The sequence below is a fragment of the Streptomyces sp. P1-3 genome (assembly GCF_050613155.1).
In the GTDB taxonomy this organism is placed as follows: domain Bacteria; phylum Actinomycetota; class Actinomycetes; order Streptomycetales; family Streptomycetaceae; genus Streptomyces.
Genome location: NZ_CP192512.1, coordinates 3330727 through 3345000 on the forward strand (window position 1 = coordinate 3330727; position 14274 = coordinate 3345000).

General features: G+C 67.9%; 12 protein-coding genes and 2 rRNA genes (1 of these 14 only partly in view). 4 read left to right on the top strand and 10 right to left on the bottom strand.

The window, feature by feature from the left end; all coding sequences use genetic code 11:
- Nucleotides 1-198: 198 nt before the first annotated feature.
- The 4 genes from ACQUSR_RS14020 (at nucleotide 199) to ACQUSR_RS14035 (ending at nucleotide 4248) form a co-directional block, all read left to right on the top strand.
- Nucleotides 199-477 carry a glutaredoxin family protein gene (locus tag ACQUSR_RS14020; RefSeq protein ID WP_431042899.1) on the top strand — a complete coding sequence of 93 codons (279 nt, stop codon included), beginning with the start codon at nucleotides 199-201 and terminating at the stop codon, nucleotides 475-477.
- A gap of 189 nt (nucleotides 478-666) precedes the next feature.
- Nucleotides 667-1611, top strand: a complete 945-nt coding sequence (locus ACQUSR_RS14025; RefSeq protein ID WP_431042900.1) for an HAD family hydrolase — start codon at nucleotides 667-669, stop codon at nucleotides 1609-1611.
- A 446-nt stretch (nucleotides 1612-2057) separates the two neighbouring features.
- Nucleotides 2058-2834 (top strand): ECF subfamily RNA polymerase sigma factor, BldN family, encoded by a 777-nt coding sequence (locus ACQUSR_RS14030; RefSeq protein ID WP_431042901.1) that lies wholly within the window; start codon nucleotides 2058-2060, stop codon nucleotides 2832-2834.
- A gap of 199 nt (nucleotides 2835-3033) precedes the next feature.
- The gene (locus ACQUSR_RS14035) at nucleotides 3034-4248 is read left to right on the top strand and encodes a DUF5667 domain-containing protein (protein ID WP_431042902.1); all 1215 of its coding nucleotides are present in this window, start codon (nucleotides 3034-3036) and stop codon (nucleotides 4246-4248) included.
- A gap of 72 nt (nucleotides 4249-4320) precedes the next feature.
- Here ACQUSR_RS14035 and ACQUSR_RS14040 read toward each other — a convergent pair whose 3' ends face one another.
- The 10 genes from ACQUSR_RS14040 to ACQUSR_RS14085 all read right to left on the bottom strand — a co-directional run.
- Complete coding sequence (locus ACQUSR_RS14040; RefSeq protein ID WP_431042903.1) at nucleotides 4321-5379, bottom strand: lysophospholipid acyltransferase family protein; 1059 nt, start codon at nucleotides 5377-5379, stop codon at nucleotides 4321-4323.
- 13 nt (nucleotides 5380-5392) lie between these two features.
- Nucleotides 5393-6451: an NAD-dependent epimerase/dehydratase family protein gene (locus tag ACQUSR_RS14045; RefSeq protein ID WP_431042904.1), complete on the bottom strand. Its 1059-nt coding sequence runs from the start codon at nucleotides 6449-6451 to the stop codon at nucleotides 5393-5395.
- Between the two features lie 251 nt (nucleotides 6452-6702).
- Nucleotides 6703-6801, bottom strand: a complete 99-nt coding sequence (locus ACQUSR_RS14050; RefSeq protein ID WP_003948845.1) for a 30S ribosomal protein bS22 — start codon at nucleotides 6799-6801, stop codon at nucleotides 6703-6705.
- Between the two features lie 111 nt (nucleotides 6802-6912).
- Nucleotides 6913-7122, bottom strand: a complete 210-nt coding sequence (locus tag ACQUSR_RS14055; RefSeq protein ID WP_014144137.1) for a helix-turn-helix domain-containing protein — start codon at nucleotides 7120-7122, stop codon at nucleotides 6913-6915.
- Nucleotides 7123-7250: 128 nt separating this feature from the next.
- Nucleotides 7251-8066 carry a phosphatase gene (locus ACQUSR_RS14060; protein WP_431042905.1) on the bottom strand — a complete coding sequence of 272 codons (816 nt, stop codon included), beginning with the start codon at nucleotides 8064-8066 and terminating at the stop codon, nucleotides 7251-7253.
- A 133-nt stretch (nucleotides 8067-8199) separates the two neighbouring features.
- Nucleotides 8200-9372 carry an acetoin utilization protein AcuC gene (locus tag ACQUSR_RS14065; protein WP_431042906.1) on the bottom strand — a complete coding sequence of 391 codons (1173 nt, stop codon included), beginning with the start codon at nucleotides 9370-9372 and terminating at the stop codon, nucleotides 8200-8202.
- Nucleotides 9341-10600, bottom strand: a complete 1260-nt coding sequence (locus ACQUSR_RS14070) for an MFS transporter (RefSeq protein WP_431042907.1) — start codon at nucleotides 10598-10600, stop codon at nucleotides 9341-9343. The genes ACQUSR_RS14065 and ACQUSR_RS14070 overlap by 32 nt, the downstream gene beginning before the upstream one ends.
- Nucleotides 10601-10673: 73 nt before the next feature.
- Complete coding sequence (locus tag ACQUSR_RS14075; protein ID WP_431042908.1) at nucleotides 10674-11318, bottom strand: HAD family hydrolase; 645 nt, start codon at nucleotides 11316-11318, stop codon at nucleotides 10674-10676.
- Nucleotides 11319-11388: 70 nt separating this feature from the next.
- A 5S ribosomal RNA gene (gene rrf / locus ACQUSR_RS14080) occupies nucleotides 11389-11505 on the bottom strand.
- 89 nt (nucleotides 11506-11594) lie between these two features.
- Nucleotides 11595-14274: ribosomal RNA gene (locus ACQUSR_RS14085) — 23S ribosomal RNA — on the bottom strand (it continues 444 nt past the right edge of the window).

A 14274-nucleotide genomic window follows, 5' to 3' on the forward strand; every position in this document is an offset into this window, starting at 1 on the left:
CGATTTCCCGCTCATCATGGAACCAGGCACCGCGCCGCGCCGTTCCCGCCGTACGCGCCGGTAAGGAAGTCGCGTCGACGTGAACACGCGCCGTCACCCCTTACCCGCTATACCCCCGGACACCAACAAAACGCCCACGATGGTAGTCGAAACGGAAGCGTTTTCTCGAACACGGCGACGCAGGCGACAATGGTCCGCATGAGTCCGCTGCTGCGCCGCAACGCCCGCAAGAACCCCGCCGACAGCACGGTGACGCTGATCGGCAAGCCGGGCTGCCATCTGTGCGACGACGCACAGGCCGTCATCGAGAAGGTGTGCGGCGAGCTGGGCGCCGCATGGGAGAAGAAGGACATCACCGAGGACCCGGAGCTGCACCGCAAGTACTGGGAGCAGATCCCGGTGATTCTCGTCGACGGCGAGCAGCACGACTTCTGGCGGGTGGACCCGCAGCGGCTGCGCAGGGCGCTGGGCGGCTGACGGCGGCCGGCGGACATGGCGGCGGGTGGCCCGCGCACATGGGCGGCGGGTGGGCCCACGCCCGGACGGACCCGTACGCCGCACGCAGGCACGGACGCCGCACGCAGGCCCGTATGAGGCGCGCAAAGTTCACACGGTCGCATCCCCACCGGCTCCGGATCAACCGAACAGACTGGCTATGCTCGCGCCATGGGCGCACTCGGATGGTTGACCCGCAGGCGATCCGCCACGGCACGCAGCGTGCTGGCGGGCGAAGCCGCGGCTGAGGCGGCGCGCAAGTCCGCGCAGGAGGCCGCCGGAGAGCCCCGCCCGGCGGCAGAGCGGGCCGAGGAGGCCAAGAAGGCCGAGTTCCCGGTCGTCGGCGACGCCCGCGCCGCCGCGTTCTTCGATCTCGACAACACCGTGATGCAGGGCGCCGCGATCTTCCACCTGGGCCGCGGCCTGTACAAGCGGCACTTCTTCCAGAAGCGCGAGCTGGCACGTTTCGCCTGGCAGCAGACCTGGTTCCGGCTCGCGGGAGTCGAGGACCCGGCGCACATGGAGGACGCCCGCAACAGCGCCCTCTCCATCGTCAAGGGCCACCGGGTCTCGGAGCTGATGTCCATCGGCGAGGAGATCTACGACGAGTACATGGCGGAGCGGATCTGGCCGGGCACCCGCGCCCTGGCCCAAGCGCACCTGGACGCCGGGCAGAAGGTGTGGCTGGTCACCGCCGCCCCCGTCGAAACAGCGACGATCATCGCCCGGCGGCTCGGCCTGACCGGCGCGCTCGGCACGGTCGCGGAGTCGGTCGGCGGCGTCTACACCGGCCGGCTGGTCGGCGAGCCGCTGCACGGGCCCGCGAAGGCCGAGGCGGTGCGCGCGCTGGCCGCGGCCGAGCGGCTGGACCTGTCCCGCTGCGCGGCGTACAGCGACTCCTCCAACGACATCCCGATGCTGTCCATCGTCGGACATCCCTACGCGATCAATCCGGACGCCCGACTGCGCCGACACGCCCGTGAACAAGGGTGGCGGCTGCGCGATTACCGTACGGGCCGGAAAGCGGCCAGGATCGGCATCCCGGCGGCGGCCGGAGTGGGGGCGTTGGCGGGCGGCGCGGCGGCCGCCGTGGCGGTGCACCGCCGCAGGCGCTGACGCGCACCCTGCGCCCCGAGGCCCCGTCAGCCCGCCGCCTCACCACGCCGCCGAGCCGCCGACCTGCTGGTTCGTCATGTTGACGGCCGTCGTCGCGATCAGTTGACGCGGAACCACCGAGGTCCCGCCACCCCTGAGCGGAATCAGTCAATCTTTCCTTCATACCCCGCCACGGCCATGCCAGTCGCGCCGACCGCGGTTTACCACAACACGCCACGCATCCAGGCAGATCACGAATCGTTTCGATCAATTCCCGTTCAACTTCTGGTACTTGACCGAACGCCATTGGGTAACGGAGCGGGCGGAAACGATGATTTGAGCAACTGGGTGTAGCGTCGCCTGTACGAAGCGTTATTCTCCTCAGACGCAACCGGTACCCACACGTCCCTACGACGGGTGAACGGTCCCGCACTGCACGTGATGGAAGCTCTGCCTCTGGGAGTCCCGTGTACCCACACGTCGGGGTTGACACCTCGGGCCTGGCTACGCTCCGTGCGACAGTCTCCGGCTGTCTGCGCGCACTTGTCCCCACCGCGTACGCCGTCCCCGCCCTCGCCGCACCCGCGCCCGTCGGCGCCGCCAGCCCCTGTTACGCCCTGGCGGACAGCAGCGCGGCGGTCGGCCGACGGGCCCGCGCCACCACCACAACCACCCGCCGCCCCACCGTCGACAGCGACAGCCGCCGGATGATGGATCTGGTCGAGCGCGCCCAGTCCGGCGAGGCCGAGGCGTTCGGCCGCCTCTACGACCAGTACGCCGACACCGTCTACCGCTACATCTACTACCGCGTGGGCGGCCGGGCCACGGCCGAGGACCTCACGAGCGAGACCTTTCTGCGCGCCCTGCGCCGGATCGGCACATTCACCTGGCAGGGCCGCGACTTCGGTGCCTGGCTGGTGACCATCGCGCGCAACCTCGTGGCCGACCACTTCAAGTCCAGCCGCTTCCGACTGGAGGTCACCACCGGGGAGATGCTCGACGCCAACGAGGTCGAGCGGAGCCCCGAGGACTCCGTCCTGGAGTCCCTGTCCAACGCCGCCCTGCTCCAGGCGGTCCGCAAGCTCAACCCCCAGCAGCAGGAGTGCGTCACCCTCCGTTTCCTCCAGGGCCTGTCGGTCGCCGAGACCGCGCGGGTCATGGGCAAGAATGAAGGCGCGATCAAGACCCTCCAGTACCGGGCCGTCCGTACACTGGCCCGGCTCCTCCCGGACGACGCCCGCTGAACGGCCCCGGCACGCGCGGCCCGCTCATCCGGAGTGCGTAACCCCGGTGCTGCGCCGCTCGTTGTGCGGAATGCAGGCTCCCTGCGGTCCACACTCTGCCCGCAGCCACTCACTCGATCGAGTGGCCACGTCCAGAGTGTGCAACCTTCCGGGTGTCCGGGGGAGTCCAGCGCCATGATGACGAGAGGAGGTGCCGCCTGTGATCGCGAAGGTATCGGCGCACCGGCGGGCGAACGCCTTCGCCCAGGCCCTGGAGGCCCTGGAGGACCAGCATCAGGACCCCCAGGGCACGATGGCCGGGCGGCCCGGCGCACCGGCGGACGAAGCCGAGCGCGCACGGCTGCTGGCCCTGGCGAGCGGGCTCGGCGAGTTGCCGGCACCGGAGTTGGACCCCGAAGTCAGGACCACGCAGCGGGCAGAGTTGATCGCCGCGATGGAAGCGGCATTCGCCGAACGCGGGTCGCGCGTCCCCGAGCAGCGCGACGGCAAAGGCACCCGCAGGACGAAGCCACTCGCCAGATTCCGGCCCCGGTCCCGCTGGTCCAGAGGGCTCGCGGCGGGCGGACTCACGGTCGGGGTGGCCGCGGGAGCCCTCGGCGGGGTCGCCGCGGCCAGTTCGGACGCCCTGCCCGGCGACACGCTCTACGGCCTCAAGCGCGGCATGGAAGACCTCAAGCTGAACCTGGCGGACAGCGACGTGGACCGCGGCCGGATCTATCTCGACCAGGCGTCGACCCGGATGAGCGAAGCCCGGCGGCTGATGGAGCGCGCCCGCTCCGGTCGGCTGGACCACGAGGAACTGGGCGAGGTCCGCAGGGCCCTGTCCGGCATGCGGCACGACGCCGCCGAGGGCCACCGCCTGCTGCACAAGGCATACGCCCACGACGGTTCGCTCGGCCCCATCCAGACGCTGAGCTCCTTCGCCAAGTCCCACCGGGACAGCTGGGGTCGGCTGCGCGACGCCTTGCCCGTGCAACTCACGGACGTGAGCCACGAGGTGAGTTCGGTCTTCGCCGCCATAGACCAGGAGGTCGGCCCGCTGCGGTCGCTGCTGCCCACCGCCCCCGGCGCGGCGCGCGGCACCTCCGACGGCACGTCGGGCAGCGCATCGGCGCGGAGCGCCGGGGCGGACCGCGACGGTGGGCTCACACCGCCGTCACCCTCCGCCGGCGCGAGCGAGTCCCAGGGCACGGGCCAGAGTGCCAGCCCGTCCCCGTCCGGCGGCGAGGAGAGACCAGGCCTGATCGCGGGCGCGGACGGCCTCCTGGACCCGCCGCGCGACGCCGGCCTCCCGCTGCCGTCGGCCGGAAGCACCGGGGACAGCAGCACCCAGCCGAAGCCGGATGTGACGATCCCGCCGCTGCTCCCGGGGCTCCTGCCGGGACTCGGACTCGGCGGCGAGGACACGCGCTAGCACGGGAGACGGGGCCCGCTGCTCGTCATGAGCAGCGGGCCCCCACGCGTGCGTCCTCCCGCGTCACCCGCGTCAGAAGAACACCGACCGGCGCTGCACCAGCAGCTTGTACAGCGTGTGCTGGATCGTTTCGCGCACCTGGTCCGTCAGGTTGAACATCAGCATCGGGTCGTCCGCCGCCTCCGGCGGGTGTCCGTCCGTCGGGATGGGTTCGCCGAACTGGATCGTCCACTTCGTCGGCAGCGGCACCGCGCCCAACGGCCCCAGCAGCGGGAACGTGGGGGTGACCGGGAAGTACGGGAAGCCCAGCAGCCGGGCGACCGTCTTGGCGTTCCCGACCATCGGATAGATCTCCTCCGCCCCCACGATCGAGCACGGCACGATCGGCACCCCCGCGCGCAGCGCCGTCGACACGAACCCGCCGCGCCCGAAGCGCTGGAGCTTGTACCGCTCCGCGAACGGCTTGCCCAGGCCCTTGAAGCCCTCGGGCATCACGCCGACCACCTCGCCCCGCTCCAGCAGCAGCTGGGCGTCCTCGGCGCACGCCAGCGTATGGCCCGCCTTCCGGGCCAGCTCGTTGATGACGGGCAGCATGAAGACCAGGTCGGCGGCGAGCAGCCGCAGATGGCGTTCGGCGGGGTGATGGTCGTGCACCGCCACCTGAAGCATCAGAGCGTCGAGCGGCAGCACCCCGGAGTGGTTGGCGACCACCAGCGCGCCGCCCGTGGCCGGGATGTTCTCGAGGCCCTTCACCTCGACCCGGAAGTACTTCTCGTACACCGGGCGGAGCAGCGACATCAGGACGTGGTCGGTCAGCTCGCGGTCGTACCCGAAGTCATCTACCTCGTAGTCGCCGGTGATCCGGCGGCGCAGGAAGTTCAGCCCGCGCGCGAGCTTCCGTTCCCAGCCGCCCGCGGGAGCGTCGGAACCGGCCTGGTGCGGGTCCGTCCCGGGCTCCGGTGCCGCGCCGGGGCCCTTGGGCGTGCCGTCGAGTACGTCCTCGTCGCGCTGCGCGGGCACCGGCTTCAGCGGGCTCGGGGTCCGGCCGCCGCTCCACCCGCCCGACGCCGGGCCGGGCCGCCGCCGGGACCGCGGTTCCTCGCCGAACGGGATGACCTTGGCATCCGCCATATGGGTTCGCTCCTCACTCCTGGCCGCGGTCGGCGGTACGGGCGACGGGCAGCACCGAGGCGAGCCGGTCGACGGCACGGGCGACGGCCTCGGGCGGAAGCAGTCCGGGGCCGCGGCCGCGCGCATAGTCCTCGAAGGCGTCGGCGGTGCTGAACTTCGGTTCGAAACCTAGTGTCTCGCGCATCTGCCGGGTCGCGACCACACGGCCGTGGGTGAGCAGGCGGACCTGTTCGGGTGAGAAGTCGGTGATACCGACGAAGCGCAGCGCGGTACGGGCCCAGGTGAGGGCCGGCAGGGGCAGCGGAAGAGTGGGGCGGCCCAGTCGCCGGGCGGCCTGGGAGAGCAGCAGCACCCCGTCGCCCGCGATGTTGAAGGTGCCGCTGTTGAGGGTGCCCCGGCGCGCCTCGGAGGCGGCGATGCGCAGCACCTCGATGGCGTCCTCCTCATGCACGAACTGCAGCCGGGGGTCGTAGCCGACGACGGTGGGGAGGACCGGGAACGCGAAGTACTCGGCGAGCGGCGAGTCCGCGCACGGCCCGAGGATGTTGGCGAAGCGCAGTACGCACACGGCGACGTCGGGGCGGCGCCGGGCGAAGCCGCGGACGTATCCCTCGACCTCGACGGTGTCCTTCGCGAAGCCTCCGCTGGGCAGCGACTTCGGCGGCGTGTTCTCGCTGAAGACGGCCGGGTCGCGGGGCGCGGAGCCGTACACGCTGGTGCTGGACTTGACCACCAGCCGCCGCACGGACGGCGCCTTCTGGCAGGCACCGAGCAGCTGCATGGTGCCGATGACGTTGGTCTCCTTGACCGTGGTGCGGCTGCCGCGCGACCCGAGCGGGGTGCCGTTGACGTCCATGTGGACCACGGTGTCGACGCTGGTCTCGGCGAGCAGCTTGCCGATCGTGGGCTGCCGGATGTCGGCCCGGACGAAGTCGGCACCGCCGAGGTGGTGCTCGGGCGGGACGGCATCCACGCCGATCACCCGGTCGACGTCGGGTTCCCGCTGGATCCGCCGTACGAAGCGGCCTCCGAGTTGACGTGCGACTCCGGTGACGAGCACGACCTTCCCCAAGATCAGCGCCTTTCTTCCGACCTCGCCCGAATCCCCGGACCGGGCTGTGTCGATCACCGTATCGGCTGGGTGTTGCCCCACGATGACCCGGCGGCACCAATACGCGACGTTTCACGCCGGAGGGCTGAACGGCCGACCGCCTCGCGCGGGAGGCCGAACGGCTGAAAGGGCCGCGGCCCAAGGGCACCCCACAACACCGCAGCCCTCCCACCAGGTGCGGTGGAAGGGCTGCGAGGCGTGCTCAGTGCCGCTTACTTCTTGTTGCGACGCTGGACGCGCGTGCGCTTGAGCAGCTTGCGGTGCTTCTTCTTGGCCATCCGCTTGCGCCGCTTCTTGATAACAGAGCCCACGACTACCCTCGCTCACTTCGATTCACTCGGTGCGGGGCGTCCGAGCCCACACGACCTACATCGGGCCAGCCTACCCGGCACCGGGCGAACGACGTAATCCGAGGGGTGTCGTCAGGCCGACTCCACCCCCACATAGCTCTCGCGGAGGTAATCATGAACCGCTTGCTCCGGCACCCGGAAGGACCTCCCCACTCGGATCGCCGGCAGATGACCGCTGTGCACCAGGCGGTACACGGTCATCTTGGAGACTCGCATCACCGTGGCGACTTCCGCCACGGTCAGGAACACGACCTCGTTCAGAGGCCTCTGGTCAGCAGCCATGACACACCTGAACCTTCCGCACATGTCGGGCACCGGCTTCCCCTCCGGTGACTCCTGCTCGCATGCGCGCTCTTCCCCAGGTTAGGGGCGGGTGATGCGAGTGAGGAAGAGGAGTAGCGATCGCACGCCTACTGTGACAGACATGCCCGATTGAGTACATAGCGAGTAAGCGGCCGGTAGCAGTCGGACCGCGCAGTGTCGTCGAGCGGAACGACGACGGAGACCCGCCCCTCGGCCTGCCCGACGAACGGCGCCGGGTCGTCGCTGTCCGCCAGCCCGATGGCCTCAATGCCCAGCTGACCTGCCCCGCAGACCCATCCGTGGTCCCCGATGACCAGTCCGGGCAAGGGGCTGCCGGCCTCGGCGGCACAGGCCAGGGCGATGCGGACCGGGAGCGGGGAATGAGTGTGGGCGCCGGGCTCACTCCCCGCCGCGCGCACGCCGGGTTCGCGCACCAGCGCGACTCCTCGTACGTAGGCGAGGTGGTGCGTGCGTAGCCCGAACCGGGTCGTTATGTCGATACATCGCCCCTGCGCCGGAGTGAGGACACAACAGCCCGCCGCCGAGAGGGCCGCGGCCAACGAGGCGTAGAAGCCCAGGAGTCGATGGGGATGCCCGGTGCCGATCAGCACGGGCACCGCATCCACCGCCGCCGCCCGCAGCCGGCCCGCGAAGGCGTCCAGCGCCTCGATCGTGCGATCCGGATCGATCACATCATGGCCGGACGTCAGCCGCGGATCGATCGAGACGCCACACCTGTCGCCCATCAAATGGAGTAATTCGATAAACGACCAATCACGTTCGGGCTCGATACCGATCAGCGCGCGCGGGTCCCGCGCCGCGAACAGCCGATAGCGGCGCAGGCTCCGCTCACGGGTCGTCGCCACGGGCCCGGCGAGCCGCGCCGCCAGCAGATGCGCACGCAGCGCGGCCGTACTCAGCACCCCACCGATGCTGGCGGATCACCCGCCCCACAGGTCGCGGAATACCCGATTCCCCCACGGTTGGCGTAACGCACGAACCCCGCGAGCCGACGCGGCCACCGCGACGCCGCCCCTGATGCCTGGTGACGCCCCGCTACGGCAGCAGCCCGTGGTGCGGGAACACCGCCCGCCGCGTCGCCAGAATCGCCTGGTCCAGCCGGTCCCCGGGGTCGTACCCCGACTCGGCGAAGTCCCGCCACCGCGGCTGCCGACCGTCCGTCATCCGCAGCGGCGCCATCTGCCGCGTCCGCCGGTACACCTCCTGCCGCCACTCCTGCGGCACCTCGGACTCCGGCGCCACCGGCCTGCCCGCCGCGATGGCCACCAGATGCGTCCAGGTGCGGGGTACGACCTCCACGACCGCGTATCCCCCGCCGCCGAGCGCCACCCAGCGTCCGTCGGCGTACTGGTGCGCCAGGTCGTGGCAGCTCTCCGCGACCGCCCGCTGCGCGTCCACGCTCACCGCCAGATGCGCGAGCGGATCCTCGAAGTGCGTGTCGGCGCCGTGCTGGGTGACCAGCACCTGCGGCCGGAAGGCCGCCAGCAGCTCCGGCACCACCGCGTGGAAGGCCCGCAGCCATCCCCCGTCCCCGGTCCCGGCGGGCAGCGCCACGTTCGCCGCCCCGCCCGGGGCCGCCTCGCCGCCGGTCTCCTCGGGCCAGCCGGTGGCCGGGAACAGCGTGCGCGGGTGCTCGTGCAGGGAGATCGTCAGGACCCGCGGGTCATCCCAGAACGCGGCCTGCACCCCGTCGCCGTGATGCACGTCCACATCCACGTACGCCACGCGCTCCGCGCCCAGCTCCAGCAGCCGCGCCACCGCCAGGGACGCGTCGTTGTAGACGCAGAATCCGGACGCGCCCCCCGGCATGGCGTGGTGCAGCCCGCCCGCGAAGTTCACCGCGTGCTCGGCCGTACCCCGCCAGACCGCCTCGGCCGCCCCGACCGACTGACCGGCGATCAGCGCCGACGCCTCGTGCATACCGGCGAACGCCGGATCGTCCGCGGTGCCCAGCCCGTACGAGCCGTCCGCGCTCTTCGGATCGGCCGAGACGCGCCGTACCGCCTCGATGTAGTCCGCGCGGTGCACCAGCCGCAGCGTCGACTCGCCCGCCGGCGGGGCGGCGACCACGTCGGCGGCCCGATCGAGCCCGTACGCCCGGACCAGTCCCATGGTCAGCGCGAGCCGCACCGGGTCCATCGGGTGCCCGGCGCCGAAGTCATAGCCGGTGACTGCCTCATCCCACATCAACTGTGCGCGGCCGCTCATGCCCGCCACCGTATCGGGCGGGCTCCATCAGATACGAACGCGAGTACAGCAGCGTCGCCAGCACGACCACCATCGGCACCAGCATCGCGCCCCGATAGCTCCACGCCCCGCCCAAGGCCCCCACGAGCGGCGAGCCGACGAGAAAGCCCACGTAGTTGAAGATGTTCAGACGTGCGACAGCGGCGTCGGAGGACTGGGGGAACAGCCGCCCGGCGGCGGCGAAGGTCTGCGGCACGATCGCACACAGGCCGAACCCGAGCAGCGTGAAGCCGAGCAGCCCGGCCCACGCGCCGGGAGCGACCGCCACCACCGCGAACCCGCCGGCCGCGAGCACCGCCCCGGCCCGCACCACCCTGACCGCGCCGAGGCGCCGCACGGCCAGGTCGCCGAAGGTCCGCCCGACGAGCGTGGTCACCATGTAGACGTTGTACGGGACGGTCGCGAGCTGCTCGGAGCTGTGGAGGACGTCCTCCAGATACTTGGCGCTCCAGTTGGAGACCGTGGAATCACCGATGTACGCGAACGCCATCACCAGGCAGAGGGGCAGCAGCGCGTTCATCGCGACGGGCCGGCTCGGACCGGCCTCGCCGGGGCCGACGCCGCCGGAACCGGCCTCGCTGGAACTGGCCTCGCTGGAACTGGCCTCGGCTGGGCGGGGCCCGTCCACGTACCAGCGGCTGGCGGCCAGGGCGACCGGCACCAGTACGGCGACCAGCGGCGCGTACAGCGCTGTAAGGGACAGGTCCTCGTGCGCACCTACCCAGGCGAGCGACGCCCCGACGATCCCGCCCAGGCTGTACGCGGCGTGGAAGCCGAGCATGATGCTGCGTCCATAAGCGCGCTGGAGGCTCACCCCGAGCATGTTCATGGACGCGTCGAGGGCGCCGACGGACAGCCCGAACACGGCGAGGGCGACGCCGAGTTGCCAGAGCGTGCTGCCCGACCCGGCGACCAGGAGGGCGAGGCAGACCACCGGCTGGACCCAGCGCAGCACGACGCTCGGCCGGAGCCGCCGCACGAGGTACTCGGTGCCGACGCTCCCCAGCCCGGCGAGGACGGGTACGGCGGCGAGGAAGACCGGCAGCGCCGCGTCGGAGATTCCATACCGGTCCTGGAGGGCCGGAATCCGCGTCACGAGCAGAGCGAAGACCGAGCCTTGAACGAAGAAGCTGACGGCCACCGAAGCCCGGCCGTGCCGCAGCCGTGCCTCTGGGGGCGTCTGTGTCATGGGTGAGGAGCGTACGGCTCTCCACAACCTGTGGGTAGAGGTACGGCAGGGTGCGACGGCCTGCTGCGGGCGGCTAGGCGAGCAGCCCCGGCAGCTCCGTCATGTCGGCGAAGCGGGCGCGGGCCTGGGCGAGTTCGGCGGCGGGCGTCATCGCGGTGAAGCCGTAGACGTCCATCCCGGCGGCGACGGCGGCCTGGACGCCGAGCGGACTGTCCTCGACGACGGCACACCGGTCGGGGGCGACCCCCATGGTGCGGGCAGCATGCTGGAACAGGTCGGGGGCGGGCTTGCCGCGTCCCACGTCCTGCGAGCTGAAGATGCGTCCCTCGTCGAAGTGTTCGTACAGACCGGTCGCGTGCAGGGCGACCCGGATCCGCTCATGGCTGCCGGAGGACGCGAGGCAGTACGGGACCCCGTCGGCCCGCAGCTTCTCCAGCACCTCGGTCACACCGGCGACAGGCTTCAGGTCCCGGCGGAAGGCGGCGAAGACCCGGCTGTAGTACGTGGCGTCGAAGTCCGGCGGCAGCGGCCGCCCGTAGCGCTCCTGGACAAGATCATGAACCCGGTGCATGGCCGACCCCATGTAGTCGCGAACCGACTCCTCATAGGTGGTCGGGTGGCCCAGTTCGGTGAGACAGGCCGCGAGGATGCGGTTGGCGATCGGCTCGCTGTCGACCAGGACACCATCGTTGTCAAAGATGATCAAGTCATAGCGCATGAGGCCACCCTACAAAGCGAAAAAGCCCTGTTGGGGACCGGAGTCCCCAACAGGGCTTTCTCTAAAAATTGTTCGGCGGCGTCCTACTCTCCCACAGGGTCCCCCCTGCAGTACCATCGGCGCTGAAAGGCTTAGCTTCCGGGTTCGGAATGTAACCGGGCGTTTCCCTAACGCAATAACCACCGAAACACTATGAAGATAACAACCGGACATGCTGTATTCAAAGAACAGCACTGGTTCATTACTTCAGAACCAACACAGTGGACGCGAGCAACTGAGGACAAGCCCTCGGCCTATTAGTACCAGTCAACTCCACCGGTTACCCGGCTTCCATATCTGGCCTATCAACCCAGTCGTCTACTGGGAGCCTTACCCTCTCAAGGAGGTGGGAATACTCATCTCGAAGCAGGCTTCCCGCTTAGATGCTTTCAGCGGTTATCCCTCCCGAACGTAGCCAACCAGCCATGCCCTTGGCAGAACAACTGGCACACCAGAGGTTCGTCCGTCCCGGTCCTCTCGTACTAGGGACAGCCCTTCTCAATATTCCTACGCGCACAGCGGATAGGGACCGAACTGTCTCACGACGTTCTAAACCCAGCTCGCGTACCGCTTTAATGGGCGAACAGCCCAACCCTTGGGACCGACTCCAGCCCCAGGATGCGACGAGCCGACATCGAGGTGCCAAACCATCCCGTCGATATGGACTCTTGGGGAAGATCAGCCTGTTATCCCCGGGGTACCTTTTATCCGTTGAGCGACGGCGCTTCCACAAGCCACCGCCGGATCACTAGTCCCGACTTTCGTCCCTGCTCGACCCGTCGGTCTCACAGTCAAGCTCCCTTGTGCACTTACACTCAACACCTGATTGCCAACCAGGCTGAGGGAACCTTTGGGCGCCTCCGTTACCCTTTAGGAGGCAACCGCCCCAGTTAAACTACCCACCAGACACTGTCCCTGATCCGGATCACGGACCCAGGTTAGACATCCAGCACGACCAGAGTGGTATTTCAACGACGACTCCACACACACTGGCGTGCATGCTTCACAGTCTCCCACCTATCCTACACAAGCCGAACCGAACACCAATATCAAGCTATAGTAAAGGTCCCGGGGTCTTTCCGTCCTGCTGCGCGAAACGAGCATCTTTACTCGTAATGCAATTTCACCGGGCCTATGGTTGAGACAGTCGAGAAGTCGTTACGCCATTCGTGCAGGTCGGAACTTACCCGACAAGGAATTTCGCTACCTTAGGATGGTTATAGTTACCACCGCCGTTTACTGGCGCTTAAGTTCTCAGCTTCGCCCCACCGAAATGGAGCTAACCGGTCCCCTTAACGTTCCAGCACCGGGCAGGCGTCAGTCCGTATACATCGCCTTACGGCTTCGCACGGACCTGTGTTTTTAGTAAACAGTCGCTTCTCGCTGGTCTCTGCGGCCACCCCCAGCTCAGGAAGTAAATTCCATCACCGGAAATGGCCCCCCTTCTCCCGAAGTTACGGGGGCATTTTGCCGAGTTCCTTAACCATAGTTCACCCGAACGCCTCGGTATTCTCTACCTGACCACCTGAGTCGGTTTAGGGTACGGGCCGCCATGAAACTCGCTAGAGGCTTTTCTCGACAGCATAGGATCATCCACTTCACCACAATCGGCTCGGCATCAGGTCTCACCCTTATATGAGAGACGGATTTGCCTATCTCTCGGGCTACACCCTTACCCCGGGACAACCACCGCCCGGGCTGGACTACCTTCCTGCGTCACCCCATCACTCACCTACTACAAGTCTGGTCCGTCGGCTCCACCACTCCCCATCACTCCGAAGAGATCAAAGGCGGCTTCACGGACTTAGCATCGCCTGATTCAATGTTTGGCGCTTCAAAGCGGGTACCGGAATATCAACCGGTTGTCCATCGACTACGCCTGTCGGCCTCGCCTTAGGTCCCGACTTACCCTGGGCAGATCAGCTTGACCCAGGAACCCTTAGTCAATCGGCGCAAACGTTTCTCACGTTTGTATCGCTACTCATGCCTGCATTCTCACTCGTGAACCGTCCACAACTACCTTCCGGCGCTGCTTCACCCGGCACACGACGCTCCCCTACCCATCCACACACCCGTTGGGGCTATTATGTGAATGACACGACTTCGGCGGTACGCTTGAGCCCCGCTACATTGTCGGCGCGGAATCACTTGACCAGTGAGCTATTACGCACTCTTTCAAGGGTGGCTGCTTCTAAGCCAACCTCCTGGTTGTCTCTGCGACTCCACATCCTTTCCCACTTAGCGTACGCTTAGGGGCCTTAGTCGATGCTCTGGGCTGTTTCCCTCTCGACCATGGAGCTTATCCCCCACAGTCTCACTGCCGCGCTCTCACTTACCGGCATTCGGAGTTTGGCTAAGGTCAGTAACCCGGTAGGGCCCATCGCCTATCCAGTGCTCTACCTCCGGCAAGAAACACACGACGCTGCACCTAAATGCATTTCGGGGAGAACCAGCTATCACGGAGTTTGATTGGCCTTTCACCCCTAACCACAGGTCATCCCCCAGGTTTTCAACCCTGGTGGGTTCGGTCCTCCACGAAGTCTTACCTCCGCTTCAACCTGCCCATGGCTAGATCACTCCGCTTCGGGTCTTGAGCGCGCTACTAAACCGCCCTATTCGGACTCGCTTTCGCTACGGCTTCCCCACACGGGTTAACCTCGCAACACACCGCAAACTCGCAGGCTCATTCTTCAAAAGGCACGCAGTCACGACATACAAGCAAGCTTGCATGCGACGCTCCCACGGCTTGTAGGCACACGGTTTCAGGTACTATTTCACTCCGCTCCCGCGGTACTTTTCACCATTCCCTCACGGTACTATCCGCTATCGGTCACCAGGGAATATTTAGGCTTAGCGGGTGGTCCCGCCAGATTCACACGGGATTTCTCGGGCCCCGTGCTACTTGGGAAATAAGCAA

Coding starts and splice junctions, on each gene's coding strand:
- ACQUSR_RS14020 (WP_431042899.1), top strand. CDS start 199: ATGAGTCCGCTGCTGCGCCGCAACGCCCGCAAGAACCCCGCCGACAGC.
- ACQUSR_RS14025 (WP_431042900.1), top strand. CDS start 667: ATGGGCGCACTCGGATGGTTGACCCGCAGGCGATCCGCCACGGCACGC.
- ACQUSR_RS14040 (WP_431042903.1), bottom strand. CDS start 5,379: ATGGCGGATGCCAAGGTCATCCCGTTCGGCGAGGAACCGCGGTCCCGG.
- ACQUSR_RS14055 (WP_014144137.1), bottom strand. CDS start 7,122: ATGGCTGCTGACCAGAGGCCTCTGAACGAGGTCGTGTTCCTGACCGTG.
- ACQUSR_RS14065 (WP_431042906.1), bottom strand. CDS start 9,372: ATGAGCGGCCGCGCACAGTTGATGTGGGATGAGGCAGTCACCGGCTAT.
- ACQUSR_RS14070 (WP_431042907.1), bottom strand. CDS start 10,600: ATGACACAGACGCCCCCAGAGGCACGGCTGCGGCACGGCCGGGCTTCG.
- ACQUSR_RS14075 (WP_431042908.1), bottom strand. CDS start 11,318: ATGCGCTATGACTTGATCATCTTTGACAACGATGGTGTCCTGGTCGAC.